Origin of the sequence: Zobellella iuensis (genome assembly GCF_016746085.1) — a bacterium.
Lineage (GTDB): Bacteria > Pseudomonadota > Gammaproteobacteria > Enterobacterales > Aeromonadaceae > Oceanimonas > Oceanimonas iuensis.
In genome coordinates this window covers 202,008-228,286 of the sequence record NZ_JAERTZ010000025.1, presented here as the reverse complement: position 1 = coordinate 228,286, position 26,279 = coordinate 202,008, and the positions used below count along the sequence as shown (strand labels likewise).

Annotated in this window: 25 protein-coding genes and 1 tRNA gene; 8 read left to right on the top strand and 18 right to left on the bottom strand. The window is 59.1% G+C overall.

Annotation, left to right across the window (positions count from 1 at the left end; translation table 11 throughout):
• The first annotated feature begins 117 nt into the window (after positions 1-117).
• The gene (gbca, locus tag JKV55_RS11915; protein ID WP_202085588.1) at positions 118-1,392 is read left to right on the top strand and encodes a glycine betaine monooxygenase oxygenase subunit; all 1,275 of its coding nucleotides are present in this window, start codon (positions 118-120) and stop codon (positions 1,390-1,392) included.
• 128 nt (positions 1,393-1,520) lie between these two features.
• On the opposite strand, the gene JKV55_RS11910 is transcribed toward gbca, so the two are convergent.
• A tRNA-Pro gene (locus tag JKV55_RS11910) sits at positions 1,521-1,597 on the bottom strand.
• 100 nt (positions 1,598-1,697) lie between these two features.
• Positions 1,698-3,044 (bottom strand): dihydroorotase, encoded by a 1,347-nt coding sequence (locus JKV55_RS11905; protein ID WP_202085586.1) that lies wholly within the window; start codon positions 3,042-3,044, stop codon positions 1,698-1,700.
• A gap of 98 nt (positions 3,045-3,142) precedes the next feature.
• Between JKV55_RS11905 and hinT the strand changes: the two genes are divergently transcribed.
• The 6 genes from hinT to alr all read left to right on the top strand — a co-directional run bounded on the left by hinT (position 3,143) and on the right by alr (position 9,831).
• Positions 3,143-3,493: a purine nucleoside phosphoramidase gene (hinT, locus tag JKV55_RS11900; RefSeq protein ID WP_202085584.1), complete on the top strand. Its 351-nt coding sequence runs from the start codon at positions 3,143-3,145 to the stop codon at positions 3,491-3,493.
• 10 nt (positions 3,494-3,503) lie between these two features.
• The gene (locus JKV55_RS11895; RefSeq protein ID WP_202085582.1) at positions 3,504-4,118 is read left to right on the top strand and encodes an LpoB-related protein; all 615 of its coding nucleotides are present in this window, start codon (positions 3,504-3,506) and stop codon (positions 4,116-4,118) included.
• Complete coding sequence (locus JKV55_RS11890; RefSeq protein WP_202085580.1) at positions 4,108-4,926, top strand: choline kinase family protein; 819 nt, start codon at positions 4,108-4,110, stop codon at positions 4,924-4,926. Before JKV55_RS11895 ends, JKV55_RS11890 begins: the two co-directional genes overlap by 11 nt.
• Positions 4,926-5,939 carry a beta-N-acetylhexosaminidase gene (nagZ, locus tag JKV55_RS11885; protein WP_237332833.1) on the top strand — a complete coding sequence of 338 codons (1,014 nt, stop codon included), beginning with the start codon at positions 4,926-4,928 and terminating at the stop codon, positions 5,937-5,939. The genes JKV55_RS11890 and nagZ overlap by 1 nt, the downstream gene beginning before the upstream one ends.
• 344 nt (positions 5,940-6,283) lie before the next feature.
• Positions 6,284-7,576 (top strand): NAD(P)/FAD-dependent oxidoreductase, encoded by a 1,293-nt coding sequence (locus JKV55_RS11880; RefSeq protein ID WP_202085571.1) that lies wholly within the window; start codon positions 6,284-6,286, stop codon positions 7,574-7,576.
• 1,022 nt (positions 7,577-8,598) lie between these two features.
• A complete protein-coding gene (gene alr / locus JKV55_RS11875) occupies positions 8,599-9,831 on the top strand; it encodes an alanine racemase (RefSeq protein WP_237332832.1) in 1,233 nt (410 codons plus the stop codon).
• Positions 9,832-10,214: 383 nt separating this feature from the next.
• Here the strand turns inward: alr and JKV55_RS11870 are convergent, their stop codons facing one another.
• Together JKV55_RS11870 and JKV55_RS11865 are read right to left on the bottom strand one after the other, a co-directional pair.
• Complete coding sequence (locus JKV55_RS11870) at positions 10,215-10,448, bottom strand: hypothetical protein (RefSeq protein WP_202085568.1); 234 nt, start codon at positions 10,446-10,448, stop codon at positions 10,215-10,217.
• A 111-nt stretch (positions 10,449-10,559) separates the two neighbouring features.
• Positions 10,560-11,462 (bottom strand): LysR family transcriptional regulator, encoded by a 903-nt coding sequence (locus JKV55_RS11865; RefSeq protein WP_202085566.1) that lies wholly within the window; start codon positions 11,460-11,462, stop codon positions 10,560-10,562.
• Between the two features lie 116 nt (positions 11,463-11,578).
• Here JKV55_RS11865 and JKV55_RS11860 point away from each other — a divergent pair, with 116 nt between their 5' ends.
• Entirely contained in the window at positions 11,579-12,307 is a 729-nt protein-coding gene (locus JKV55_RS11860; protein ID WP_202085564.1) for an SDR family NAD(P)-dependent oxidoreductase, read from the top strand.
• A 359-nt stretch (positions 12,308-12,666) separates the two neighbouring features.
• Here the strand turns inward: JKV55_RS11860 and JKV55_RS11855 are convergent, their stop codons facing one another.
• The 14 genes from JKV55_RS11855 to JKV55_RS11790 form a co-directional block, all read right to left on the bottom strand.
• On the bottom strand, positions 12,667-14,055 hold the full coding sequence (locus JKV55_RS11855; RefSeq protein ID WP_202085562.1) for a DEAD/DEAH box helicase: 1,389 nt from the start codon (positions 14,053-14,055) through the stop codon (positions 12,667-12,669).
• 159 nt (positions 14,056-14,214) lie between these two features.
• On the bottom strand, positions 14,215-14,526 hold the full coding sequence (locus tag JKV55_RS11850) for a DUF6172 family protein (protein WP_202085551.1): 312 nt from the start codon (positions 14,524-14,526) through the stop codon (positions 14,215-14,217).
• A gap of 252 nt (positions 14,527-14,778) precedes the next feature.
• The gene (locus JKV55_RS11845) at positions 14,779-14,979 is read right to left on the bottom strand and encodes a hypothetical protein (protein WP_202085549.1); all 201 of its coding nucleotides are present in this window, start codon (positions 14,977-14,979) and stop codon (positions 14,779-14,781) included.
• 131 nt (positions 14,980-15,110) lie between these two features.
• Positions 15,111-15,578, bottom strand: a complete 468-nt coding sequence (locus JKV55_RS11840) for a GNAT family N-acetyltransferase (protein ID WP_202085547.1) — start codon at positions 15,576-15,578, stop codon at positions 15,111-15,113.
• Entirely contained in the window at positions 15,578-16,312 is a 735-nt protein-coding gene (locus tag JKV55_RS11835; RefSeq protein WP_202085545.1) for a hypothetical protein, read from the bottom strand. The genes JKV55_RS11840 and JKV55_RS11835 overlap by 1 nt, the downstream gene beginning before the upstream one ends.
• 150 nt (positions 16,313-16,462) lie before the next feature.
• Positions 16,463-16,924 (bottom strand): hypothetical protein, encoded by a 462-nt coding sequence (locus tag JKV55_RS11830; protein WP_202085544.1) that lies wholly within the window; start codon positions 16,922-16,924, stop codon positions 16,463-16,465.
• Between the two features lie 86 nt (positions 16,925-17,010).
• Positions 17,011-17,385, bottom strand: a complete 375-nt coding sequence (locus JKV55_RS11825; protein ID WP_202085542.1) for a hypothetical protein — start codon at positions 17,383-17,385, stop codon at positions 17,011-17,013.
• Positions 17,386-17,488: 103 nt separating this feature from the next.
• Positions 17,489-17,920, bottom strand: coding sequence for an acetyltransferase (locus JKV55_RS11820; RefSeq protein ID WP_202085540.1), 432 nt, complete (start codon positions 17,918-17,920; stop codon positions 17,489-17,491).
• A 165-nt stretch (positions 17,921-18,085) separates the two neighbouring features.
• On the bottom strand, positions 18,086-19,051 hold the full coding sequence (gene kwaB, locus JKV55_RS19985) for an anti-phage protein KwaB (RefSeq protein ID WP_202085538.1): 966 nt from the start codon (positions 19,049-19,051) through the stop codon (positions 18,086-18,088).
• Positions 19,048-19,632, bottom strand: coding sequence for an anti-phage protein KwaA (gene kwaA / locus JKV55_RS11810; RefSeq protein ID WP_202085536.1), 585 nt, complete (start codon positions 19,630-19,632; stop codon positions 19,048-19,050). Before kwaA ends, kwaB begins: the two co-directional genes overlap by 4 nt.
• A gap of 174 nt (positions 19,633-19,806) precedes the next feature.
• The gene (locus JKV55_RS11805) at positions 19,807-20,133 is read right to left on the bottom strand and encodes a hypothetical protein (RefSeq protein ID WP_202085534.1); all 327 of its coding nucleotides are present in this window, start codon (positions 20,131-20,133) and stop codon (positions 19,807-19,809) included.
• 497 nt (positions 20,134-20,630) lie between these two features.
• Positions 20,631-22,091 (bottom strand): FAD-dependent oxidoreductase, encoded by a 1,461-nt coding sequence (locus JKV55_RS11800; protein ID WP_202085532.1) that lies wholly within the window; start codon positions 22,089-22,091, stop codon positions 20,631-20,633.
• A gap of 107 nt (positions 22,092-22,198) precedes the next feature.
• Complete coding sequence (gene mfd, locus JKV55_RS11795) at positions 22,199-25,639, bottom strand: transcription-repair coupling factor (RefSeq protein ID WP_202085524.1); 3,441 nt, start codon at positions 25,637-25,639, stop codon at positions 22,199-22,201.
• Positions 25,636-26,232, bottom strand: coding sequence for a PilZ domain-containing protein (locus JKV55_RS11790; protein ID WP_237332831.1), 597 nt, complete (start codon positions 26,230-26,232; stop codon positions 25,636-25,638). The genes mfd and JKV55_RS11790 overlap by 4 nt, the downstream gene beginning before the upstream one ends.
• Between the last annotated feature and the right edge of the window lie 47 nt (positions 26,233-26,279).

Genomic DNA, 26,279 nt, shown 5'->3' with positions numbered 1-26,279 from the left:
GAGTCGTTTTCAGATAATCTACCTCGGATAACCTTGAAGAGAATAAGGCCAATGGTGAAGTCCAGCAACAAGGCCGGGACACACCACTCCCTCAACACAGCAAAGGAAGCAATACAGATGGAGCAGACCAACACCACCGTCATCGGCACCAGCCCCAAACTGGCGGAAACCGTACAACTGTTGCAGCAACGTCGTCCCGGCTACTCCCTTCCCCAGGCCTGCTACAACAGTGCCGAGGTGTTTGCCGCCGACATGGAGCAGATCTTCTGCAAGGAATGGCTGTACGTGGGCCTGACCTGCGAGATCCCTCAACTGGGCAACTTCATCACCCTGGAAGTGGGCAACAACCCCATCACCATAGTGCGCAACAAGCAAGGGGTGCAGGCCTTCCATAACGTCTGCCGTCACCGGGGCTCGCGCCTGTGCACCTCGAAAAAGGGCAAGGTGGCCAAGCTGGTGTGCCCCTACCACCAGTGGACCTATGAGCTGGACGGCCAGCTGCTCTACGCCGGCAACGAAATGGGTGACCAGTTCGACAAGGCCGACTTCCCGCTCAAGCAGGTGCACACCAAAACCGCCGGCGGCTACATCTTTATCAGCCTGGCGGAGAACCCGCCGGAAATCGACGGCTTCCTGGCCGAGCTGGAACGCTACCTGGAGCCCTACGACCTGGAAAACGCCAAGGTGGCGGTGCAGTCCGAGATCATCGAGCAGGCCAACTGGAAGCTGGTGCTCGAGAACAACCGGGAATGCTACCACTGCGCCGGCTCCCACCCGGAGCTGCTCAACACCCTGCTGGAGTGGGACGACACCAACGACCCCCGCGCCAGCGACGCCTTCAAGGCCCATGTGGCGCGCAAGGCGGCCGAGTGGGAGGCCGACAACATCCCCCACGAGCACATCTCCTTCGGCCTGCGCAACCGCATGGTGCGCATGCCCCTGGCCGAGGGCAAGGTGGCCATGACCATAGACGGCAGCCCCGCCTGCCAGAAGCTGCTGGGCCGGGTCAAGGAACGGGATCTGGGATCCTTGCGCATACTGCACCTGCCCAACTCCTGGAACCACGGCCAGGGCGACCACCTGATCACCTTCCAGGTGATCCCGGTCGGTCCCCAGCAGACCAAGGTGATCACCAAGTGGGTGGTGCACAAGGACGCGGTGGAAGGGGTGGACTACGACGTGGAGAAACTGCGCCGGGTGTGGGACGCCACCAACGATCAGGACAGAACCCTGGCCGAGGAGAACCAGCGCGGCATCAACTCCATCGCCTACGAGCCGGGCCCCTATTCACCCACCTACGAGTTCGGGGTGGTGAACTTCATCGACTGGTACGCCGACACCTTAGTCGCCAACGCCCTGGGCCAGACCCTGCCCATAGCGCTGCCGGAATAAGCGGCTGCCGCAACCGATAAAACCACCAAGGGGAGCTCAGGCTCCCCTTGGTGTTTATGTGCTTGCTGAGCGGGGCCTTTGCCGGAAAGCAAAAAGCCCACCGTGAGGTGGGCTTTTCGAGGGTATTTTGGTCGGCGTGAGAGGATTTGAACCTCCGACCCCTGACACCCCATGACAGTGCGCTACCAAGCTGCGCTACACGCCGAAATCGTCGTTGTGTCGACGGGGACGGATTCTAGGCAAGTGGCCGGGGGCTGTCAACACCCGTGCCGGCCACTGTGGTGCGTTTGCCTGCTATTTGCGCACTAGCGGGTAAATTGCAGCCGTTGGCCGAAGGCCTGCTCGCTGACCACGCCGTTCTGGTAGGCGATGTGGCCGTTGACCAGGGTGGTGTCGACCCGGCTCTTCAGGGTGCTGCCCTCGAGCGGCGACCAGCCGCAATGGTAGAGCAGGTTGTCTTTGCCCACGGTGGTGCTGGCGTTGAGGTCGAACAGCACCAGATCGGCGAAATAGCCTTCGCGGATATAGCCGCGGTCTTTTATATGATAACGCTCGGCCACCGCGTGGGCGGTTTTGCGCACTATGGTTTCCAGGCTGAAGATGCCCCTGTGGTAGAGCTCCATCAGCATCGGCAGGGCGTGCTGGCACAGCGGCAGGCCCGAGGGCGCGCCGAAATAGGAGTTCTGTTTGTCGACCCAGGTGTGGGGGGCATGGTCGGTGGCGATGATGTCGATGATGTCCTGGTTGACCGCGTCGATCAGCGCCTGCTGGTCGGCGGCGGTCTTGATCGCCGGGTTGCACTTGATCTGGGCGCCCAGGCGCTCGTAGTCGGCCTCGTTGTAGAACAGGTGGTGCACGCACACCTCGGCGGTGATGTTCTTGTCCTTCAGCTCGGCCAGGGAGTGGCTGGCGGTGAAGTGGCTCATCTCCCGGGCGGTGGTGAGGTGCAGCACGTGCAGCTTGGACTGGTAGCGCTTGGCCAGGCTCACCGCCAGGGAAGAGGACAGATAGCAGGCCTCGGCGCTGCGGATATGGCCGTGCTCGCTGAAGGGCACGGCGTCGCCGTATTTGGCGCGGGCCAGCTCTTCGTTATGCTTGATGGTGGGCGAGTCTTCGCAGTGGGTGGCGATGAGCACCGGGCTGTCGCGGAAGATGCCGGCCAGGGCCGCTTCGCTGTCGACCAGCATATTGCCGGTGGAGGCGCCCATAAACACCTTGACGCCGCAGGTCTGGTTGGGCTGCAGGCGCTGGATTTGCTCCAGGTTGTCGTTGGTGCCGCCCAGGTAAAAGCTGTAGTTGCCCGCGGCCCGGCCTTCGGCCAGTTTGAACTTGGCCTCCAGCGCCTCCAGGGTGGTGGTTTGCGGGTTGACGTTGGGCATGTCCATAAAGCTGGTGGTGCCGCCGGCCACGGCTGCGCGGGATTCTGACGCTATGTTGCCCTTGTCGGGCATGCCGGGCTCGCGAAAATGCACCTGATCGTCGATCATGCCGGGCAGCAGGTGTTTGCCGGCGGCATCCAGCACCCGGGTGCCGGCAGCGGCCGCGAGGCCGAAGCCTACCTGGGCGATGCGTTCGCCTTCGATCAGTACATCCTGTACCTGGACACGGCCTTCGTTGACCATGGTTGCGTTTTTAATCAATAGTTTATTCATGGTGACTTCATTCCTTTGGCGGCTAACAAGGCTATAATAGCGAATCTTGTCCGGGGCCGACAGGCGCGGCCCGGCGATTTATCTCAAGGAGACAGGCAATGGCAGCAGAGACCATTTTCAGCAAAATCATCCGCAAGGAAATTCCCGCCGAGATCCTGTACCAGGACGAGCTGGTCACCGCCTTCCGCGATATCCATCCCAAGGCGCCGACCCATGTGCTGATCGTGCCCAACGTGCTGATCCCCACCACCAACGAGGTGGAAGCCGAGCATGAACTGGCCCTGGGCCGGCTGTTCACCGTGGCGCGCAAACTGGCGGCCGAGGCCGGCATTGCCGAAGACGGCTATCGCCTGATCGTAAACTGCAACAGCCACGGCGGCCAGGAGGTTTACCACATCCACATGCACCTGCTGGGTGGCCGTCCTTTGGGCCCCATGCTGGCGCGGTGAGGAGAGGCCGATGAGGTTGTACCGTGTTTCCCTGATCCTGGCGGCCACCGTGCTCGGCGGTTGTACCCTGCCTTATCCCTATTCCTCCCAGCCGGCACCGGTGACCCCGGCCACGCCGGAGCCCAGGCCGGCCACGCCGGTGGTGCAGCCGCCCTTGCGGCCGACCCCGCCGCCGGTGATTGAACTGCCCGAGCCGCCGGTGGCCACCCCCTTGCCCGAGGCGCGCACGGTCAACCTGGATCAACTGGCCGACGGCCTGGCGGCGCGGTTGCGCAACAGCGGCGCCATCGGCGAGGTGAACGGCGTGGTGTTGCTGGACGAGATCCGCAACCTGGCCGGCAGCCCGGTGGACACCCGCGGCCTGACCCAGCGGCTGCAGGCCAACCTGGCCGGCAGCCTGCGCTTTGCCGACAGCGCCCGGGTCAGCAGCCTGCGCCAGCAACTGGCCTATCAGGACGGCCGGGCCGACATGGCCGCCCTGGTGCGCCTGGGCCGGCAGAGCGGCGCCGACTACCTGCTGTCCGGCAGCCTGAGCCGCAGTGGTTCGGGCTTCAGCCTGCAGGGGCAACTGATGGAGCTCGCCAGCGGCGAGGTGCTCTGGTCCGACAGCGTCAGTGGACGCTGAACGGCTGCTGGCCGCCCTGCCCGCCGACTGGCGGGGGCGGCTGACGCCCCTGGCGGGCGGGCTCACCAACCGCTGCTGGCGGCTGGACCGGCCCCGGGGCGCCTATTGGCTGCGCCAGGGCTGCGCCGATCCGGCCGCCCTGGGCATAGACCGCCGGTTGGAGTTGCTTGCCCACCGGACGGCCGCCGCCGCCGGGCTGGCGCTGCCGGTACGCTTTGCCCGGCCCGAACAGGGCCTGCTGATCCTGGACTGGCAGGACGAGCGCGACTGGCGGCACCGCCCGCCGGACATGACTCGGCTGATGGCGCGGGTGGCGGCCCTGCACCTGTTGCCGGCGGCCCTGCCGGTGCTGGATTTGCGCGCGCGGCTGGGTCATTATTTGCGGCGGCTGGCGCCGCTGCCGGCCGACATCGCCCGGGTGCTGCCCCTGTTCGAACGCGCCGAGCTGAATCCGTCCTTTTCCCCGGTGTTCTGTCATCACGACCTCAACGCCGCCAACCTGCTGGGCGAACGGCCCTGGCTGCTGGACTGGGAATATGCCGCCCGGGGCGACGCCGCCTTTGAGCTGGCGGTGATCGCCGACAGCTTCGGGCTGGACCGGCCAGGGCGGGCGGCCATGCTGGCCGCCTACCGGGCCGGGGGCGGCGAACTGAGCGAGGCCCGCTTAGCCGCCCGCTTGCCCTGGGTGTGGCTGCTCACGGCGCTGTGGGCGGCACTGCAATACCGGCACAGCGGCGTGCCGCTGTATCTTGAACAACAGCAACAGGCAGTGCACAGGCTCTGCCAATACCGAAACGAACCGGAGTGATGATGGGCCCTTTTATCCTCGATCTGCATGGCCACGAGCTGGAGGCGGAAGAGCGCGAGCTTATCGAGCACCCCGCCGTGGGCGGGATCATCTTTTTCAGCAGAAATTATCATGACCGGGCCCAGTTGAGCGCCCTGGTCAAGGCCATCCGCCAGGTCAAGCCGGGGCTGCTGCTCACCGTGGATCACGAAGGGGGGCGGGTGCAGCGCTTTCGCGAGGGCTTCTTCCCGCTGCCGGCGCCGGGCAAGCTCGCCGGCCTGGATCACCCCGAGCTGCCTTCCCTGCTGGAGGACGCCGGCTGGCTGATGGCGGCCGAGCTGCTGGCCCATGATATCGACTTAAGCTTTGCGCCCGTGCTCGATCTGGAGCGGGGCAGCGAGGTGATAGGGGATCGCAGTTTCGGTGCCGAACCGGAGCAAGTGATCGCCCGTGCCGGCGCCTACATTGGCGGCATGAAGGCGGCGGGCATGGCGGCGGTGGCCAAGCACTTCCCCGGCCACGGCAGCGTGCGCGCCGACTCCCACAAGGAAAGCCCGGTGGACGAGCGGGCGCTGGCCGAGATAGAGGCGGCCGATCTGCTGCCCTTCAAGGCCCTGATAAGCCAGGGCCTGGTGCAGGGCATGATGCCGGCCCACGTTATCTACCGGGCGGTGGACCCGGAGCCGGCGGGGTTTTCGTCTTTCTGGATCAAGGAGATGCTGCGTCGCCGGCTCGGCTTTAGCGGCCTGGTGTTCAGCGACGATCTGACCATGGAAGGGGCGGCGGTGGCCGGCGGTTACGCCGAGCGGGCCCGGCGGGCGCTGGCGGCGGGCTGCGACCTGCTGCTGGCCTGCAACCACAGGGCGGGAGCGGTGAGCATTATCGACAGCCTGCCCCATGAGCTGGCGCGGGATCTGTCGCCCCTGCGCAAGCGGGACAACGCCGGCGCCGCCCATCTTTATGGCAGCCGGCGCTGGCGCGAGGCGAGCGAGCGGCTGCTGCGGATTTCCCGGGAGCAGGGCTGGACCGGCTAAGGCCCCGATGTTGATTTGATGTGAAAATAAAGTTGTGCTCTTAAGCGCAGCTTTTAGAATGGCGGTGCCCGGCATGGGCATCGCAGACGACTGGCAAAATGTGGTCGTTCTCTGTCGTCACTCCCGCGAAGGCGGGAGTCCAGTGCATACTGTTATGGATCTCCGCCTGCGCGGAGATGACGGCAGTTGGACCTTGTTGATAAAGGGAAAATCCGGCAAAAAAGCAGGTAATGGACTTTGTTATCAAGCTGTGGTGCCCGGTACAGGCACCCTTGAGCAAGAATCTGCCGCTATGGGCGGGCCATAGCCGCAGGTTTTTACTTTAAACATTGAAGAGGTCAGACATGACAAGGATTATTGTGGTCGGCGGCGGCGCCGGCGGCCTGGAGCTGGTGACCAAACTGGGCCGGCAACTGGGGCGCAAGGGCAAGGCGGAAGTGATACTGGTGGATCGCAACAGAACCCACCTGTGGAAGCCCCTGCTGCACGAAGTGGCCACCGGCGCCATGGACCCGGGCATAGACGGCCTGAGCTACCGCTCCCAGGCCCACAACCACGGCTTCAGCTTCCATCTGGGCACCCTTACCGGCATCGATAGGGAAGCCAAGACCATTACCCTGGCGCCCCTGCTTGACGAGGCCGGCAAGCCCATGGTGAGCGAGCGCCTGCTCAAGTACGACATCCTGGTGCTGGCCATCGGCTCCGTGTCCAACGACTTCGGCACCCAGGGGGTGCGCGAGCACTGCATCTTCCTCGACAGCCCGCAGCAGGCCGAGCGCTTCCACGACGAGCTGATGAACCGCTTCCTGCAGTACGCGGAAAGCGACACCGTGGATGAAAAGGTGGACATCGCCATCGTCGGCGGCGGCGCCACCGGGGTGGAGCTGTCGGCCGAGCTGTACAACGCGGTGGAGCACCTGGCGGCCTACGGCTTCAAGAAGCTCAACCGCAACTGCCTGCGGCTGACCCTGGTGGAGGCGGGGCCACGCATACTGCCGGCCCTGCCCGAGCGCATTTCCGCCATGGCGCACAAGGAGCTGCGCGAGCTGGGGGTGGACGTGCGCATCAACACCATGATAGTGGAGGCCACCAGCGAGGGGCTCAAGACCAAGGAAGGGGAGCTTATCCCCGCCAAGCTGATGGTGTGGGCGGCGGGCATCAAGGCGCCGGACTTTATGAAGGACATTGCCGGGCTGGAGACCAACCGCATCAACCAGCTGGCGGTGACCAACACCCTGCAGACCACCCGCGACGAGAACGTTTTCGTGATCGGCGACTGCGCCTTCTGCCTGCAGGACAACGGCAAGCCGGTGCCGCCCCGGGCCCAGTCGGCCCACCAGATGGCCAGCCAGGCCTATGACAACATCATGGCCAAGCTCAACAACAAGCCGCTCAAGCCCTATGAGTACAAGGATCACGGCTCGCTGGTGAACCTGAGCCGCTACTCTACCGTCGGCTCCCTGATGGGCAACCTGATGCGCGGCTCCATGATGGTGGAAGGCCGCATCGCCCGCACCGTGTACATCTCCCTCTACCGTATGCACCAGGTGGCGCTGCACGGCTACACCCGCACCGGCCTGATGATGCTGGTGGGTCGCATCAACCGCTACCTGCGGCCGCGACTGAAACTGCACTGATTTTTTAAGCCGGAAGCTGGATGCTGGAAGCTGGAAGCCGGAAGCCGGAAGCTTGAGGCTGGAAGTCTGAAGTCTGAAGTCTGAAGCCTGAAGCCTGAAGCCTGAAGCCTGAAGGAACCTCCTTCCGGCTTCAGGCCGCGGAGAAACCCTTGCCTTTCTCTGTTGTCACTCCCGCTCTCCCTTGTCACACCCGCGCTCTCCCTCGTCACACCCGCGCTCTCCCTCGTCACACCCGCGCTCTCCCTCGTCACTCCCGCGCTCTCCCTCGTCACACCCGCGCTCTCCCTCGTCACACCCGCGCTCTCCCTCGTCACACCCGCGCTCTCCCTCGTCACACCCGCGCTCTCCCTCGTCACACCCGCGCTCTCCCTCGTCACACCCGCGCTCTCCCTCGTCACACCCGCGCTCTCCCTCGTCACACCCGCGCTCTCCCTCGTCACACCCGCGCTCTCCCTCGTCACACCCGCGCTCTCCCTCGTCACTCCCGCACTCTCCCTCGTCACTCCCGCGAAGGCGGGAGCCCAGTGCAATCTGTCATGGTTCTCTGTCTGCTTCTGATCATCCCCGTCTTCCCACCCTGGCTATCTCCGTCCTTTTATCCCTGGTCATATCCGCGCAGGCGGAGATCCCTATCCGCCTGCTCCGGGTTCCCGAGTGCCCATTTCGGTGCATAACAATGCCGTGCTGCTATTTTGCACACAGCTCCGATGGGTGCCGTTCCAGTGCCTAACGTCGGCGTTTTTCGGGTTATTGGCGGGATCGTGACGGTATCATGAATAGCTTCATATGAAGACCAATCGTGACGCCTGCATAATTAATATCACTGCCGGCATAAAGAAAAGAGTTAAGATCTAACTTTACCTTTTATCTTGGTTTTTTATGTCAATAAAAAGTTAAATCACACTATTAAGTTTTGATTCTTTCCTTGTATAGTGACCGGGCCATCTGCGGGCCGGAAGGGGTTTCCGGCCGGTGACACTCACCAAAGGAGCAGGTGGCAGCCCATTCAAGGAGAGCATTCGATGAAAATGACCCCCACCGTACTGGCCGCGGCCCTGGCCGCCTGTTTGTCCACCCAGGCCCAGGCCGCGCCCATACTGCCGGTGACCGGTCTCGATACCAGCAGCCCTGTTTATCAGACCACCAACGCCTGGATTGAAATCGACCAGGCCGCCTTTGAGCACAACATTCGCACCCTGCAGGCCCTGCTGGACGGAAAATCCCAGATTTGCGCCATCATGAAGGCCGACGCCTACGGCCACGGCATCGCCAACCTGATGCCCTCGGTGATTGCCGCCGGCATTCCCTGCGTGGGCATTACCAGCAACGAGGAAGCACGGGTAGTGCGGGAAAGCGGTTATGAAGGCCGCATCATGCGGGTGCGCAGTGCCACCCAGGCGGAAGTGCGCGACGGCCTGCAATACGACATGGAAGAGCTGTTCGGGGATATCGAGGCCGCCCGCCTGGCCGCCGCCGTGGCCAGCGCCGAGGGCAAGAGCCTGCGCTACCACCTGGGGCTGAACGCCGGCGGCATGAGCCGCAACGGCATGGAAGTGGCCACCGACGAAGGCAAGGCGGAAGCCCGTGAACTGCTGGCGCTGCCTAATCTTGAGCTGGTGGGCATTATGACCCACTTCGCCCACGAGGAAGTGGACGAAGTGAAGAAAGGGCTGGCCCTGTTCCAGCAGCAGGCCCAGTGGCTGATTGAAGACGGTAAGCTGGACAGGTCCAAGCTGACCCTGCACACCGCCAACTCCTTCACCACCCTGGAAGTGCCGGAAACCCGGCTCGATATGGTGCGCCCGGGCGGCATCATCTACGGCGACACCATCCCCAGCTATACCGAATACAAGAAGGTGATGTCGTTCAAGACCCGGGTGGCCTCGGTGAACAACTACCCGGCGGGCAGCCAGGTGGGCTACGACGGCACCTACACCCTGGAGCGGGATTCGCTGCTGGCCAACCTGCCCATGGGCTATTCCGACGGCTACCGCCGGGTCTTTACCAACAACGCCCATGTGGTGGTGAACGGCCAGCGCGCGCCCGTGGTGGGCAAGGTGTCGATGAACACCACCATGGTGGACGTGACCGACATTCCGGGCGTGAAACCGGGTGACGAGGTGGTGCTGTTCGGCAAACAAGGCGAGGCGGAAGTGACCCAGGACGAGCTGGAAGACGCCAACGACGCCCTGCTGGCGGACCTGTACACCGTATGGGGCAACTCCAACCCCAAGATACTGAAGCGCGCGCAATAAAGCGGGCGGGAAGCTCGAAGCTTGATGCTGGAAGCCGGAAGCGGGAAGAAAAACCGCTTCCGGTTTTTTATTGCCTGCATCCCCTGGCCTGGATGCCCGCCTTCGCGGGCATGACGGGAGCCGATGTTACTCCGTAACCCTTCCCATCACCCCGTAGCCTTTCCTGTCACTCCCGCGCTCTCCATGTCACTCCCGCGCTCTCCATGTCACTCCCGCGCTCTTCCCGTCACTCCCGTGCTCTTCCTGTCACTCCCGTGCTCTTCCCGTCACTCCCGCTTTCCCCCGTCGCTCCCGCGAAGGCGGGAGTCCATTGGCGGGCCAGCCAGCGAAGCGGCTTTCACCGGCATGGCTCCGTCCGGCAACCGGCCCGATTGGACCAGGATTCAAGGGGAAGAAGACCGCTCGCTTTCCCGCTTCATCAGAATAAAGGTGAGGTACATCTTGGTGGGCAGGGAGAGGATCATGCCCACCGCCACGCAGCCGGCGCTGATCAGAATGCCCTTTACCCCCAGTGGTTCCATGCGGGCGCTGTTATGCAGGTACACCCCCAGCAAAATCAGGCAGATGCCCACCAGCATCACCCCCTTCAGCACCCGGATTAGCATCTCGTCGGACATGACCCCTCCCGCGAACAGCCGCTACCACAGCACCAGCCTGGCACGGAAGAAGGGGAGGGGGATTGATTTATATCAGATATATCATCGCTCTCGAATAACGAGTCACGCCGATTACCCCTTTTCGCCGGCCAGGGACGGAAATTCATTTAATAAAAACTGCCATACCGCCTGCGCGGCCCGGGTACGTTCGCCAACGCACACCAGGTTAACCGGGCTGTGCTCGGGGTGACGCCAGTCGGTCAGCAAGGGGGCCAGCAGCCCCGCGTTACACTCGCGCACAATAAATTGGGGATCGATCATAATGATGCCCAGCCCGGCACAGGCAATATCCACCAGGGCACGGCTGTTGTCGGTTTTAATCGCCGGCGTTACTTCCAGTATCTCGGTCCGGCCATCACTGCTCTCAAATGGCCAGAAGCTATGGGAGCCAAATACCAGACAGTGGTGGCGGGCCAGATCCTGAGGCGATTCCGGTGTGCCGCGTTCGGCCAGATACTGCGGCGAGGCAAACCAGCCCCAGCGTTTTTCACCGATTTTACGCGCAATCAGCGACGAGTCGGGCAACTGCCCGATGCGGATGGCAATATCCACCTTCTCGGCCAGCAGATCGACGGTTTTGTCTTCCAGGCTCAGCTCGAGTTCAATTTCCGGATAGATACGGCGCAGACGGCCCAGCAGCGGCACCAGAAACACCTGGCCCATCAGGATGCTGGCGCTGATTTTTACCTTGCCCCTGGGCGTGGCCTGCATATCGTCAACCAGCCCATGCAGATTGGCCAGCACGGTAGCCAGTTCGCCGGTGCCGGTTAGCAGGTTGCGGCCAACATCGGTCAGCTGCAGCTGCCGGGTAGAGCGCTGCAGCAGGGGCTGGCCGACAAATTCTTCCAACTGGCGGATTTTCTTGCTGACCGATGAACGCGGCAGGCCGAGCTCGCTGGCCGCGGCCTGAAAACTTCCCCGTTCGGCCACCAGATGGAACACGTGCAGCAACGGCAGGTTGAGGTAAGACATCATCAGCTCTTTGTTTGTTTCTGTTTTGGAATCAGTAAGTGAGCATATTGATGCCTTATTGATGACGGAGCAAGTTGCTAATCTGCCGGGAATACAACGCAACACAGAGGATAACGCGTATGAACGGCAAGACAATTCTGGTTACCGGCGGTACGGCGGGCATTGGCCGCGCCCTGGCGCAAGCGCTGAGTGAGAAAGGCGCCCAGGTCATCATCACCGGACGCGATCGGGCAAGGGTTGAGCAGGCTGCCGCCGCCATGGGTTGTGCCGGTTACGTTGCCGACAGCGCCGACAGCGCTCAGTTAACACAGCTGGCGGCGGCATTGCAGCAGGACAACATCCGCCTGGATGGCCTGGTGCTGAATGCCGGGGTGTTCTACCCCGACGCCGTTACCGCCACCACGGAGGAAGCCTTTGACCTGACCATGGCGATTAACACCAAGGGCCCCTTTATTACCCTGCAACAACTGCAGCCGCTGCTGAACAACCCGTCCAGCGTGGTGTTTGTGTCCAGCATTGCGGTGGCCAAAGCCTTCCCGAATGCGGCCGTTTATGCTGCCAGCAAGGCCGCCTTTGAAGCCATTGTACGGGTGGCCAACCTCGAGTTTGCCCCCTTCGGTATCCGTATCAACTCCATCCGCCCGGGGGTAACGGCGACCGATATTCAGGGCAAGGCCGGCATGAGCGCCGGGCAGCAGGCGGAGCTGTTCGGTGCTATGAGCGGCACAGCACTGGGCCGGGTGATGACGCCGGAAGATCAGATAGGTGCGATTGAATTCCTGCTGTCCGACCAGTCGCTGGCCATGCGCAGCGCCGTAGTGGAAGTGGATGGCGGCTTCCTGCTGTAAGTTGCGGCTGGCCGCAAAAGCACAAGCCTCGGGAGGCTTAAGACGGCTGACAAACCGTTGTATTGCTCTGTAGTCACTCCCGCGCAGGCGGGAGTCCAGTGCCATATTTCATGGATCTCCGCCTTCGCGGAGATGACGGCAGTGGAGCAGGCTCCTTTCCCGGCATTGATTGAAGCGAATTGGATTTGTGCGAGGATACTAAACTGCAAGCCGAGCGGCAGGGGCAAAAGGCAAGAGCTGCTCCCCATCTCGCCTGGCCTGCATATCCTGGCCGAAGACGTCGTGGAGGTGCGCAGATAGGGTGCCGCCTATAAGTAACTTCTTTAGGCGGCACCGACTTAAGTGACGGTTAACAGGGCTTAACGGGCATATTTCTCGGCGCGTTTGCCGCGCAGTATTTTTTTCTTCGGCCCGGTGCTTTTCGGGGTGCTCGGCTTTTTCAGACGCACGGGCTTGGGTGCGGTCTTGTTGCCGGATTCATTAGCCGAGCCGGCGCGGCGTGGCTTGCCCTTGGCATTGCCCGAGCCTTCCAGCTCAATCACGGTTTCACTGGCCCTGTTTGAACGCCCGGACAACACCTTGCGCGAAATGCTCTTTAACAGGGTGCCCCGGTTGCCCACTTCAAAGCCCGGCTTGACGATGCGTTTGATCTCGCTGCCAATCAGCTTTTGAATGCGCTCCAGGGTTTGCTCTTCTTCCCGGCTAACGAAGGAAATGGCATTGCCTGCCGCCCCGGCGCGACCCGTGCGGCCGATGCGGTGCACGTAATCCTCGGGCAGGTAAGGCAGGTTGAAGTTCACTACATAATCAAGGCCCTGAATATCCAGGCCGCGGGCGGCCACTTCGGTGGCGATGAGCACCTGCAGCTTGGCGGACTTGAAGTCGGCGATGGCGCGGCGCCTGGAGCCCTGGCTTTTATCGCCATGGCAAACGGCGGCCTCGATTTTGCGCTGCTTCAGGCCGGCCAACAGCCGGTCGGCCTGCTCTTTGGTGCTGGTAAACACCAGCACCTGGAACCAGTTTTTCTCTTCCAGCAGCTGTTCAAACAGTTCGATCTTGCGGCTTTCTTCCACCGGATAAACCACATGCCGGACGGTCTCGGCGGTGCTGTTGATTTTGGTGACCCGGATTTGCTGATGATTATGCAGGATCTTGTGGGACAGCTCATTGACCGCGGGCGAGGTGGTGGCGGAAAACAGCAGGGTCTGGCGCTTGGGCGCGGTCAGCTGCATCAGTTTCAGCACATCGGTGATAAAGCCCATATCCAGCATGCGGTCGGCTTCATCCAGCACCACAAATTCAACATCAGTCAATGCCACATTGCCCAGGGTGATGTGCTCCATCAAACGGCCGGGGGTGCTGATCACCATGTCCACGCCCGCTTTCAGCTTGTTGGCCTGGCCACCCATCTTCACGCCACCGTAGAGCGCGGTGACACTCAGCGGCAAATGCCGCGCGTAGCCGCCGATGGCGTCGGCCAGCTGCTCGGCCAGCTCGCGGGTGGGGGTGAGGATCAGGGCGCGGGGGCGGCGCTCGACCCTGGCTTTGGGGTTATCCAGCAGGCGCTGCAATACGGGAATGGCAAAGGCGGCGGTTTTGCCGGTGCCGGTTTGGGCGGTCACCTGCAAATCCTTGCCGCGCCGGGCGGGCACTATGGCCTGGGCCTGTACGGGGGTCATAGCACTGTAGCCACATTCCACAAGAGCGCGCTGTAGATCCGGGGCCAGATCCAGAGATGAAAATTGCATAAGAGTTCCTCTGTAGAGTCGCTACAGTCAAAAAAACGAGGGCAGAATATACAGGATTTTGGCGGTGGAAGAGAGAATTGTTTGTGGTTTTGGCTAATTTTTGGCCGGTTGGCCAGGGCGGGGCCGGACCTGGCGACAGGTCCGGCAGCGGGCAAGGGCTTAGCCTTCCTCGGCCTCGTCGGCGGCGACGCGCGGCTGATGGTTGCAGGCCCGGGCGAGGATCTCCACATAGAAGGAGGGTAATTCCTGCGCCACGGCGGCATCGATATGGGCGTTGATTTCAGAGGTGAAAATCTTTTCCGCCGCTGCTTCAGTGGCACCGAAGCGGCAATCGAAGGTCCAGTAATCCATGCCTGCAGGCAGCGCCTTGCGCCGCTCCCGGTTCAGGTACTTTTTAATATCATGCTTGATTGAGTCCACCAGGCGAGCCGGCTTCAGCCTGGGGTGGGTCAGGGCGATGGTCTTTTTCATCAGAATTCCTAGGGATATGCACAAAAACAAAGCTGAACCAGCTTTTAAGGGCGGTATTCTACATGGAACGGCGCCGGATCACCGCCCATTTTTGCGGTTTTGGTGCGGAAGGGGGGGCGGGGTCAGATGGGGATGTTGACAGGACCAGGGCAGGGAGGAACAAGGCAGGGAGGAACAAGGGGGCGGTAAAATACAGGGCGGGCACTTTTGCTCGAATTCGACATTGTCACTTTTTGCCGGTTTGCTGCCCCGTTAGCTTGCACGCAGGGACGGCCCCACCACAAACACCATGATCGCCAGCCAGGCAAGAAATACTATTGCCACTCCCGCCAGGGCATAAAATATTATTTTATGATAACCCGTTGCTCTCCCATTTTTATTGCCTTGTAGCAGCATGAATCCACCGGCAAGAAAAAGGGTAAATATTAGAATTAATCCAAGGCTTGTCGTCATTAAAATATTTCCAGAGGGTTGAGGCGGGGAGCATACATCCATTACGGAACTGCTTGGCTATCCTTGTACGATGAATGCCTCCTGTCATGGTTCCTTAAGCAAAAGCCGCGTGAGCACTGCATGGGAAACCATTACAGTTTAAAAACAGAGACAACGCGCTTGCAACCGAGCTTTTTATAGTAAAGATCTTCATCGGAGAGGACGTAAACGTCCTGATCCGGATGCGCCTGCCTGATCTTGCTCAGAAGCCTAGCGCCATAACCGTTTCCCCTGTGCGGTGGAGCGATATAAAGCTCGCTGATGTAGACTCCAAAGCCATCGACCAGGGCACGGATATAGCCGACAATCGCACCCTGGTATTCGCAGATATAGGTTTCGCTTTCAAGCAATGCTTTTCTGAATCTATCTATGGCGCCCTCACTTACAAAGGAATGCCAGTCCGGCTCGTTTTTTAGCAGCGTGAGCAATTTAATCTGATGCTCGCTTTTATATTTTAAGATATTGATCATGGGGTTGTTTATACAGATAAAGATTAAGCTAAGGGGCGGTGGAACGCCGTCCCAGCGAACTAAGTCGGCTTGAAACAACTTGTTAGCCATCACCACACCGGACTATTCAGCAGTGTAGACCGGCGCACAGGTATTGAAACGTTAGCTTGCCGCACTACACGTTCTATTGCATTGGCTACGTGTGGCTCCATCGTTGGACTTAGGACAATCTCTTCGAAATCACTATTGATGTTTAGTGGCGCCAATTTGCCCGGGACTGGCGGTGGATACGCGTTCCAATCATCGCGATGCTCTTGGATCAAAAATCTGACTTCACGTTCGTGTGCGAAAGATAGTCGTTTGAAGAAATATGGTATATAGCTGGATTCGACGCTGACGTGTTCTATACCGTAATCGATGTAGCTCACTCTTCCGCTTTGCTTGATTTCCGTTTCTGACCAACTCAGCAGATTGCTAATGCTGGAGAACTTTGCCTTTACAGCTATCGCGTTCCCGTAGAGCTTCCACATTGCATCTGATTCATGCTGGTTTTCATGCCAGCAGGAAATGTATGTGTACTGACGAAAGAAATCGAAAGTATTGAAGTCTCTCAGGTATTGGCCATCGCCATACTGATCACGTATTTTTTGCTTGGCTGCTGCGCCGTAGTCACCTTCGAATGGGTCCTCAAAGCTACTGGATTTGGCAAAGAAGAGCTGACCAGATGTGAGAAGTATTAGAAATTTATCAAGTGAGTAATACCTCCAAATGAAGGTATCTGATTCTGGCGGATTGAGAATCGCCTGCCGTCGCGCCAGCTTGGCGTTGAGTTCATCGGCCGTCATTATCAACAGACGAGCTCCTTATGATGGTGCCTAACGCCCGCATAAAGGGCAGTAATACGTAGGCTAAAGTTGGAACGAAGCGACAGAGCCTACGTGTTACTGTTCCAGCGAGCATTTTTCGATTCAATGCGTTTGTTATACAAAAATGCTTCATTGTGGATAGATATTTGACTTATTGCATGTTTCTAGCTCTTTTGACAGTGCATGCAATGAAGCAACCTGAACATTTTCCATTCTCTCGTTTCCAGATTCTAAGTCTTCTGCAATTAACTCTTTCAGTCTTTTGTAGAAAATCACGTTTGTCTCATCGCTGAAATAACTTCTTGCAATTACACTATCACTCCTTATTTTAGCAACTTTATCAAAAATAGCGTCTTCATTTTCAGCCATATATAGTGTGGGCATTGCGAGGGACATTTCTCTAAGAAGTTTATTCATAGATTCACATCTAGCAACAAAATGCTGTCTTTTCATCTCAAGAGATCGGAATTCTAATTTTAACACTTCTAACTCATAAGAATTGGAATTAGAGAAATATGTAGTAGATATTGCTGCTAGTGCAGAAACAAGTGATGCAAAAATTGCAGAGATTGTGGTCCATTTATGTTCCAATGTTTACTCCCTTTTCGTATAACGCCCCGCGCATACGTGCGAACTTTTGAGCGTCGCAGTGACCACTGGCCACGAATGCCGGTTTGTTATGCACTTCTGCACTTCAGCGCAAGACCAGCTAAAGAAGAATCCAATACTGCACGCTCTGTAGATACATCTTCCCTCAATCGATCAGCTGCTGCCTTGTATTCTCTTTGGTAACTGCCAATTATACGCTCATCACTAGCTTTAGCTTCGAGTCTAACTATTTCTTGCTGCAAGGCCATAACCCGTTCATGGTGTGTTTTAGACAGACTTTCTACACCTTCAACAACACATTGAACCTGACTAACAGGATTATTAGCACTAACAAGCTTTAAACTCAAAGCTTCGCTCGCACCAAAACCAGCAACAAACCCGACAACTACTAAGGTAAGCCCCCAAACCACGGGATGAGATTCAAATTTCTCTTTCAGTGACACAAAGTTCATCCTTAAATGCATAACGCCGCCAGCATGCGCGGCTTTGTAGTGAAGGCGAAGCCGCAACAAAAAAGACGTCGCCGTGCCTGGCCTTGTTAAATTTTTATAGCGCCATATGCAACAGTGGATATGGCTTACCCTGTCCATCAACTGGTGAGCGGCCTATCACCTTAAAGCCAATATGCTGGTAAAAACCTAGCGCCTGCTCGTTTTGTTCATTTACGTCGACCTTTGAAGCTCCCTGCTCTTTGATAGTGTGAGCTGACAACATTACACCAATGCCTTTTCCGCGAGCATCAGGTGAGATGAACAACATCTCAATATTACCGTCATGGACACCGCAGAACCCTTGAATTTCACCATGCGCATTTTTAGCGCACCTTAAATCAACGGCGTCAAAATACTGCTCCAAAATTAACGGCTTTAACTCTTTTATATCATCTTCAGCCAGAAAATCATGAGTTGCTCTTACCGAGGATTCCCAGATTTCTATCAGCTTAAGGTGGTCTGATTTTTCTACTATCTCAATATTCATCACTAAACCTGATTGAAAATTTAACGCCCGTATTTGCGGTTGATTTGGAGCGCAGCGGAAAATCAGTTCGACAACATACGTTTGTTATATGCGGCGGATATAGGTTTTCCTTTACTCGGAATCACCAGAAATGGAGAGACGAAAACTGCACGCCATCTCCACACTCTACTCCACTACTTCTTCCAACTCAGCACTATCTTTCGCTACGCTTTCATAATGCAAATCTGTTAATTCAGAAGTAAGGTAATCATCCATCAGTAACTTAATAAACAGGTCCTGTGAAACTTTAGTATCCAAGACAATTTTATCCTCAGCCTCATTGAAGCGAATTTTTCCTGCCAATTTTGGAAAACCCTTACAAAATCTGATAATGCTCTCATTTGGGATCCCTTTTTTTATAACAGGTGATGCTTTAGCAACCTTAGTAAGACGGCGTGCGTATTTGACATCTTCCAACAACTCATGCAGCACTTCTGGATTCTGTACAAGCTGCATGGTTTCTACCGCAGTGACACCTAGAGCAGCTTCCCGCTTAATTACTTCGTGAAAGCCAAAACTTTTTTCGATTGCAGCTAGATCAATCACCAACAGTTGCCCATCAATACGCAACAATTGAAAGCCTGCACTGATACGGAGAAACTCATCTTCAATTTTCTCCATACGATGCTTTGCTTTTTTTAAGAAGAAGCTTTTTCGGCCAAAAATATTAATAGGAGCCATAGTTTTATAGAGAACCATTTGCCCAACGTTATTTCCTATTTCAATCAATAACGCCTTAATTTTAGACAGATCCGATTCCTGTAGATTTAATAAAGGCAAATCATCTTGCTGAAGGATACTTTCCATTGCCAAAAGCTCTTCTGGCAATTCAATATCATAGAGATAAATAGCGTCCAGCCGTTCATCGGATGTGGATAACTTGAGCACAGAGAGATCTTTCTTCTCTGTAATAGAATCCTTTAAGCTCTGTATAAATAGAGCCTTCAAGCCTTTCATTGCTTCTGACTCAATATCTACCTTTTGAGGGCCAGAATCTTCTTGATCTTTTAAAATGGTATAGACAGACACACCTATTTCGTCATATTCATCATAAAATTTTTTTAATGCCGCCTTCAGCTCGTCACCAGTCACGCCTTAACTCCTTTGGTATAATAGATTCTGTCATCCAGCTTGATATAAGAAACCTTTTGACCCTCAACAAGCTTGCTTCGACAGATCAATATAATCCCTTCCCTAAACCCTGTTTTAAAGTTCCCATCAGCTCGATAGATGTGAAATCCCATTAAGGCAAGAGATGGATTCGCATAAAACAGATCGGTTTTGATGTAGATAACTCCCATCACTATCAAAAGGAGAGCAAGCACAACCATTTGTCGTCCGCTACCAAAGTCAAAGCTAATTAGCGGCACTACGTATGTTGCCAAAAATGTCAAGTGCTCGTAATTAATTCCCTCTATCTTCTTAATTTCAAAAGGAATCTCTGCGGCCCCTTTAAGATCAAAATCGAATCGCTTATAAGAAACAACGCAATAAATCAACAAAAGTGATGAAATGACTGGGATGGGATTTCCGCTTAGTGACTCTTTCCAGAAACCCCATTCTTTTATTGAGAATTGATGCTCGGGAAGTTTAATGGTAATAATAATGAAGAAGATGAATAGCAATCCAAGTGAAAGAATGTACAGATCAATTTTTCTACGCGAACTCTTCATACGACCTCATCATGTTTTAATTTTATTTGGATAAGTTGCCTAGAATTGTTAATATAGATCGTACTTGATACGACCTTCTAGCATATAACGCCTCAAACATCGGCTTGGTGAAGTTGGCGGCTTTTTTGGAACAAAAAAGGTGACAGCTTTGCCAAGTCCGCGTGCTTTGACTTGTTATACGTTTTCACCCAATGCCTTTTTAATAAGTACAAATGCTTGATCCAAATACTCTCCAGCTTTTGAGTCATAGTAGGTATTAGATTCAAGCATCATACGAAGAATTGAGTAAAGCTCATTTTTGTGTGATGGGATAATGCTGCCCATACCTTTAATACGATTAATTAGTTTCTCTGTATTTTTGACCGAGCCATCTAAACCTTCTGATTCCAAGATAGGAACAGCTTTACTAAGCAGCTCAACTATCTCTTCAAATTGTGGTTGTCTTGTTGCCATGCTCGATTCTTCTTTTGCGTATAACATTTTAATACTGCGCATGCGCATATATGCTCTTATGCTAATCCGCTTTGCATCAGCATAATTTAACTACTATCAATAACTTAATGGTATTTTAAGCAAAATTCCAATGTAAAAAACGTACATGCGCATATTTGTTCCTGGGTGTGCGCGGAATCTATATTCGACGCTTTTTAACTAACTGAATAAAAAGAGCTTTCTTTTTTCACTGGATGATAAACGCGCAACGCCTGCGGTGATTTCGCGCACCCTTTTGGCCGGGCGCCAAATATACTGTATATCCACGGACTTCTGGATGGCTGAATTAAGTAGCGGTCATATTCCGCGGCCACGCTACCGCCCTAACGTTTCAGGTCGCCAATCCCTGCCACCACTGTGTTCAAACGTATCTATTCTGGCCGCTGGGGTGGGGCAGGGCAATTGCAAAAAGCAGGAAGTGGGGGGCAAAACGCCTGAGTGGTGGTTTTGTGAGCGGTTTGGGATGCCGGCCCGCTGGCCGGCATGGCAGGGTTTAGGTAAAAGGTTTACCAGCCGTTTTCGGCCAGCTCCTGGGGGTAGCCGCGCTGGCGGGCCAGGTGCACGGCGGTGGCTTCCACTTTTTCCGGATCCTGGTCGGCGGTGATGGCCAGGGTGGGGGAGAGCGCCGGGGGCTGGTTTGCCGCCGGCTGGCCCAGCCAGCCCAGCTCCGCCAGCTTGCCCACGATGCGGTCGGCGGCGGTCAGCGCCGAGGAGGCTTTTACAATTTCCACCCGGGCGTAGTGGCTGCCCTCGAAGGACACGTCCGCCGCCCGCAGTTTGGGGTCGCTGCCCGGGATCTGCTGGGCGCCGAACAGCGGCTTGCCGGCGGGCTCGGCCCCGGCAAAGGCGGGCAGCAGCCGGGCCAGGTGGCCGATGGCGCCGCGGGTGCGGGCGTCCACGTCCTCGGCCTGCCAGCCCTGGTCGATTTGCCGGCGATAGTGTTCCGGCAGGCGGGGCTGGGCGCTGTGCTCGCAGGTGCCCACCAGGCCGCCCTTGAACAGGGTAATGGCGTCGGTCATGCCGTGCAGCTGGAACAGGCCGCCGGGGTAGGGGGTCAGCTGGGCCATGCCTTGCGGGGTGCCGCGCTCGCCGTGGAAGATCACCTCGGGCCAGTCGCCCGGGGTTTGCCAGCGGGCCAGGTAGGCGGCCTTGTATTCCACCAGCCGCTGGCGGCGGTAGCCGGCCATGTCGTCCACCAGGCCGGTGCGAAAGCCGCAGGCGTTCACCAGAAAATCCACCTTGTCGACGCGCTCGCCGGCCGGGCCCTGGCTCTGGATGCGCCAGCCGCCTTCCAGTTGATCCAGGCCCATGGCCCTGGTGTTCAGCAACAGCTCGCAGTGGGGCGAGGCTTCCAGCGCCAGGGTGGCGGTGGCGGCCATGCGGAACAGGCTCCAGCCGTATTCCTGCACCAGGATCAGCGGGAATTTGAACTGCTCCGGCTGCAGCTGGCGGGCGAGGGGGATCAGCCAGTCGTCCAGGCTCCGGGCCCGGTCCGGCAGCGGGCGGCGGGCCAGGGCCTCGAACTGTTCCCGGCCGTAGCAGCGGTAATAGTGCTCCGGCTCGCCCAGCACCTTGTTGGCCGGGTCCAGTTCCACCAGCCGTTGATATTCCCGGGCTACCTGCCGCAGCCGGGGCAGCAGCGCCTCGGCATCGCCCGGGTCCGTTACCGGGGTGGCGATCACGGTGGGGCGGCGGTTGATGCTGTGCGGATAGGCCCGCACCGAGTCGATGGACTGGCGCAGCAGCGCCAGGCACTGGTCGTCGCCAATCTCCCGGTACAGGTTGCCGCCCGCGTGCAGGTGGCAGATGGGCGGGCCGTTGATCAGGCCATTGCCTGCTTCTATCAGCAGGGTGTTGATGCCCATGTCGGCCAGCCGCAGCGCGGCGGTGGCGCCGGCCATGCCGCCGCCCAAAATGCCCACTCGCACCGGGCCCCGGGCGGGGGCGTGGCAAAGGTTTGCGTTCATCTGCTCTCGGTCAGGATTAAGGTGGTGCACGGCGGCGCCGGCCTGGGCGCCGGTGCCGCCGTCAACTTGTCCCGTCCATGGGGTGCCTGTTGCCGTCATGCCGCGCATCAGGCCTGGTGCGCGCTCAGTTCGTTCAGCATGTCGCCCACCAGGGCCAGCCGGGCCTTGGCGTCGGTGCTGGGAATGGCGAAGCGCAGCTTGGTCGGGCCTTCCATCTTATAGATGCGCGGCTGGCTTTGCAGCAGGCTGACCAGGTAGCCGGGGTCGACTTTCGCATCCTGGGCGAAGGCAAGGGTGCCGCCCTGGGGGCCGGCGTCTATCTTCTCTATGCCGAGTTGGCTGGCCTTGAGTTTTATCTCGGCCAGGGCCACCAGGTTCTTGCCCGGCTGCGGCAGCAGGCCGAAGCGGTCAATCAGCTCCACCTGCAGTTCGCGCAGGGCGGCCTTGTCTTCGGCTGCGGCGATGCGCTTGTACATGGAAAGGCGCATGTTCACGTCCGGAATGTAGTCGTCCGGCAGCAGGGCGGGCAGGCGCAGCTCGATTTCGGTTTGCGATCGCAGCAGCTGGTCCAGGGCCGGCTCCTTGCCGGACTGCAGCGCCTTCACCGCCTGCTCCAGCATCTCCATATAAAGGCTGAAGCCGATGGCGGTGATCTGGCCGCTCTGCTCGTCGCCCAGCAGCTCGCCGGCGCCGCGGATCTCCAGATCGTGGGTGGCCAGGGCAAAGCCCGCGCCCAGGTCTTCCAGGGCGGCAATGGCCTCCAGCCGCTTCTTGGCGTCCGTGGTCATCCGCTTGGGATGGGGGGTCAGCAAATAGGCGTAGGCCTGGTGGTGGGAGCGCCCCACCCGGCCGCGCAGCTGGTGCAGCTGGGCCAGGCCCAGCTTGTCGGCCCTGTCCATGATGATGGTGTTGGCGCTGGGCACGTCTATGCCGGTTTCGATGATGGTGGAGCACAGCAGCACGTTGAAGCGCTGGTGGTAAAAGTCGGACATCACCCGCTCCAGCTCGCGCTCGCGCATCTGGCCGTGGGCGATGGCGATGCGGGCCTCGGGCACCAGGGTGCGCAGGGCATCGGCGCTGTTCTCTATGGTCTGCACCTCGTTGTGCAGGTAATACACCTGGCCGCCGCGCTTCAGCTCCCGCAGTATGGCCTCGCGCACGGTGGCGGGATCCGACTCGCGCACAAAGGTCTTCACCGCCAGCCGCTTGGCGGGCGGGGTGGCGATGATGGAGAGATCGCGCATGCCGCCCATGGCCATGTTGAGGGTGCGGGGTATGGGGGTGGCGGTCAGGGTGAGGATGTCCACGTCGGCGCGCAGGGCCTTGATCTGATCTTTCTGCCGCACCCCGAAGCGGTGCTCTTCATCCACGATAAGCAGGCCCAGATCCTTGAACTTCACCTCCTGGCTCAGCAGTTTATGAGTCCCGATCACAATATCGATGCCGCCCTCGGCCAGGCCGGCGAGCACCTTGTCCTGCTCCTTGCCGGTCTTGAAGCGGCTGACCATTTCCACCCGCACCGGCCAGTTGGCGAAGCGGTCGCGGAAGTTGTCGTAGTGCTGCTGGGCCAGCAATGTGGTGGGCACCAGCACCGCCACCTGCTTGCCGCCGTGCACCGCCACAAAGGCGGCGCGCATGGCCACCTCGGTCTTGCCGAAGCCCACGTCGCCGCACACCAGCCGGTCCATCGCCTTGGGCTGGGTCATGTCGGTCAGCACGGCGTTGATGGCCTTGAGCTGGTCGTCGGTTTCCTCGAAGGGGAAGGCATCGCAGAACTGGCGGTAGGCGGCCTTGTCGTGGGTCACGGCCTGGCCCGGCTGGGCGGCCCGGCGGGCGTACACGTCCAGCAGCTCGGCGGCCACGTCGCGCACCTTTTCCGCCGCCTTGCGCTTGGCCTTGGCCCAGGAGTCGTTGCCCAGCTTGTTGAGGCCGGGATCGTCGGCGCCGCTGTAGCGGCCCACCAGGTGCAGGGCGGTCACCGGCACATAGAGCTTGTCGCCGCCGGCGTATTCCAGGGTGAGGTATTCGGACTTGAGCCCGCCCGCGTCCAGGGTTTGCAGCCCCAGGTAGCGGCCCACGCCGTGGTCCAGGTGCACCACCGGCTGGCCGATGGACAGCTCCGCCAGGTTGCGGATCAGGGTGTCCGGGCTGAGGGCGGCGGATTTTTCCCGCCGCCGGCGCTGGATCACCCGGCCGCCGAGCAGGTCGCCTTCGCAAATCAGCGCGAACTGCTCGCCCAGCACAAAGCCCTGGGCCAGGGGGCCCACCAGCAGGCCGATGGGGTCTTCCCCGCGCAGAAAATGAGCGAGGCTCTCTACCGGCCAGGGCTTGAGCGGGCTGCCCGCCAGCAGCTCCAGCAGGGCCTCGCGCCGGCCGGCGGTCTCCACCGAGAACAGCACGCGGCCGGGGAAAGCGTCGCAAAAGGCCAGCAGCCGGGCCAGGGGATCGGTTTTCTGGTGCTCCACCTCGAGCTCGGGCAGGGGCGACACCGGGGCATTGAGCCGCTCGCCCTTTTCCATTACCGGGGCCTGGCTCAGTTGCAGCCGGGGCCAGTGGTTCAGCCGGTGCAGCAGGGCGTCGGGCTTGAGATAGAGATCGTCCGGTGCCAGCAGCGGGCGCAGCAGGTCGTGGCGCCTGTCTTCATAGCGGGCCTGCACGTCCTGCCACACGGCGTCGGCCGCCTCGCTCAGCTCGCCCAGGCCCAGCACCAGCAGTTGCTCGGGCAGGGAGTCGAACAGGGTCTGGGTGTGCTCGAAGAACAGCGGAATATAGTACTCGATGCCGGGCGGGAACTGGCCCTGGCTCACCCTGTGGTAGAGCGCCTCGGGCTCGTTGCGCAGGGCGAAGCGCTCCCGGTACTGGCCGCGGAAGCGTTCGATGGCGGCGGCATCGGTGGGGAATTCCCGCGCCGGCAGCAGCCTTACCTGGGTAACCTTGTCCTGGGATCTCTGGGTATCGGGATCGAAGGGGCGCAGGGTGTCGATTTCGTCATCGAAAAAGTCGATGCGATAGGGCTCGGTCGCGCCCATGGGAAAGAGATCGAGCAGGGCGCCGCGGGCGGCGAACTCGCCGTGCTCCAGCACCTGGTCCACCGCCCGGTAACCGGCCTGCTCCAGCCGGCGGCGCAGGCCGTGCAGGTCCAGCCGGTCGCCGGTTTTCAGCAGCAGGCTGTTCTGCTCCAGCCAGGCCCGGGGCGGGGTGCGCAGCATCAGGGTGGTTACCGGCACTATCAGCAGGCCCCGGGTCAGGGCCGGCAGGCCGTACAGGGTTTCCAGCCGCTGGGAGATGATGTCCTGGTGCGGCGAAAAACTGTCGTAGGGCAGGGTTTCCCAATCCGGGAACAGCCGTACCGGCAGGGCATCGTCGTCGGCCAGCAGGTGGCCCACTTCCTGCTCCAGGCGCAGGGCGGTGGGGGTGTCGGGCACCACCAGCAGCACCGGCTGGGGTTGTTGCCTCACCTGTTCGGCGATGGCGAGCGACAGGCTGCTGCCAAGCAGCTGGCCCAGGCTGGCCCTGGGGCGGGGGGTAGGGCAAGGAATTTGTATCATGAGGATGAGGGCGTATCTTGTTGGGCCCGGCGCTCGGCGCGGGCCTTGAGTTGTTTGGCCTGCAGCTGCAGGCTGGCGCGGATCAGGGCGTCCCTGTCCTGCTCGCGGATGGCGGTAAAGTCGCAGCGGTAATGCCCCGGCTCGGGCGCGGCATGCACTTCGCCGTAGCCGTACAGCGCCACCGACAGCTCCGGCAGGAACAGCTTGACCCTGACGGTCGTGCCCTCGGTCAACGGTTGTCGTGACACGAAGGTAAAGCCGCCGCCGCCCAGGGTCTGGGTCTGGTAGCGGTGCTCCGGGGTATCCTGGCCCGCCAGCACATAGCTCAGTACCAGATCGATTTTGCGCGACTGCTGGTTGATCACTTCCACCAGTTCGGTGGCGTGTTCATCCAGGTTGCGCAGCAGCCGGGCATTATTGGTATCGATGCGGGTCACTTCACTGATAAGCTTGAACGGCGCGGGGATCTCGGCCTCCAGCGCGTCTTCGGCGGGCACGCTTTCGCCTTCGGCCAGTGGGACAAGATTGACCTGGGCCTGATAGTCGACGCTGAAATAAGGGTCTGCCATGATTTGCTGCTCTTGTTGCGCCATTCACAAGCCTTTATTATTCCGCAACTCGCGGGTGACGTAAAACCCTT

What these genes read in the sequence shown, in the direction of transcription:
- hinT (WP_202085584.1), top strand. Translation starts at nt 3,143, where the DNA reads ATGGCAGCAGAGACCATTTTCAGCAAAATCATCCGCAAGGAAATTCCC.
- mfd (WP_202085524.1), bottom strand. Translation starts at nt 25,639, where the DNA reads ATGATACAAATTCCTTGCCCTACCCCCCGCCCCAGGGCCAGCCTGGGC.
- JKV55_RS11790 (WP_237332831.1), bottom strand. Translation starts at nt 26,232, where the DNA reads ATGGCGCAACAAGAGCAGCAAATCATGGCAGACCCTTATTTCAGCGTC.
- JKV55_RS11880 (WP_202085571.1), top strand. Translation starts at nt 6,284, where the DNA reads ATGACAAGGATTATTGTGGTCGGCGGCGGCGCCGGCGGCCTGGAGCTG.
- alr (WP_237332832.1), top strand. Translation starts at nt 8,599, where the DNA reads ATGAAAATGACCCCCACCGTACTGGCCGCGGCCCTGGCCGCCTGTTTG.
- JKV55_RS11905 (WP_202085586.1), bottom strand. Translation starts at nt 3,044, where the DNA reads ATGAATAAACTATTGATTAAAAACGCAACCATGGTCAACGAAGGCCGT.
- JKV55_RS11840 (WP_202085547.1), bottom strand. Translation starts at nt 15,578, where the DNA reads ATGGCTAACAAGTTGTTTCAAGCCGACTTAGTTCGCTGGGACGGCGTT.
- JKV55_RS11870 (WP_202085568.1), bottom strand. Translation starts at nt 10,448, where the DNA reads ATGTCCGACGAGATGCTAATCCGGGTGCTGAAGGGGGTGATGCTGGTG.
- JKV55_RS11820 (WP_202085540.1), bottom strand. Translation starts at nt 17,920, where the DNA reads ATGAATATTGAGATAGTAGAAAAATCAGACCACCTTAAGCTGATAGAA.
- JKV55_RS11860 (WP_202085564.1), top strand. Translation starts at nt 11,579, where the DNA reads ATGAACGGCAAGACAATTCTGGTTACCGGCGGTACGGCGGGCATTGGC.
- JKV55_RS11865 (WP_202085566.1), bottom strand. Translation starts at nt 11,462, where the DNA reads ATGATGTCTTACCTCAACCTGCCGTTGCTGCACGTGTTCCATCTGGTG.
- JKV55_RS11845 (WP_202085549.1), bottom strand. Translation starts at nt 14,979, where the DNA reads ATGACGACAAGCCTTGGATTAATTCTAATATTTACCCTTTTTCTTGCC.
- kwaA (WP_202085536.1), bottom strand. Translation starts at nt 19,632, where the DNA reads ATGAAGAGTTCGCGTAGAAAAATTGATCTGTACATTCTTTCACTTGGA.
- nagZ (WP_237332833.1), top strand. Translation starts at nt 4,926, where the DNA reads ATGATGGGCCCTTTTATCCTCGATCTGCATGGCCACGAGCTGGAGGCG.
- gbca (WP_202085588.1), top strand. Translation starts at nt 118, where the DNA reads ATGGAGCAGACCAACACCACCGTCATCGGCACCAGCCCCAAACTGGCG.
- JKV55_RS11855 (WP_202085562.1), bottom strand. Translation starts at nt 14,055, where the DNA reads ATGCAATTTTCATCTCTGGATCTGGCCCCGGATCTACAGCGCGCTCTT.
- JKV55_RS11805 (WP_202085534.1), bottom strand. Translation starts at nt 20,133, where the DNA reads ATGCGCATGCGCAGTATTAAAATGTTATACGCAAAAGAAGAATCGAGC.
- JKV55_RS11850 (WP_202085551.1), bottom strand. Translation starts at nt 14,526, where the DNA reads ATGAAAAAGACCATCGCCCTGACCCACCCCAGGCTGAAGCCGGCTCGC.
- JKV55_RS11800 (WP_202085532.1), bottom strand. Translation starts at nt 22,091, where the DNA reads ATGAACGCAAACCTTTGCCACGCCCCCGCCCGGGGCCCGGTGCGAGTG.
- JKV55_RS11835 (WP_202085545.1), bottom strand. Translation starts at nt 16,312, where the DNA reads ATGACGGCCGATGAACTCAACGCCAAGCTGGCGCGACGGCAGGCGATT.
- JKV55_RS11895 (WP_202085582.1), top strand. Translation starts at nt 3,504, where the DNA reads ATGAGGTTGTACCGTGTTTCCCTGATCCTGGCGGCCACCGTGCTCGGC.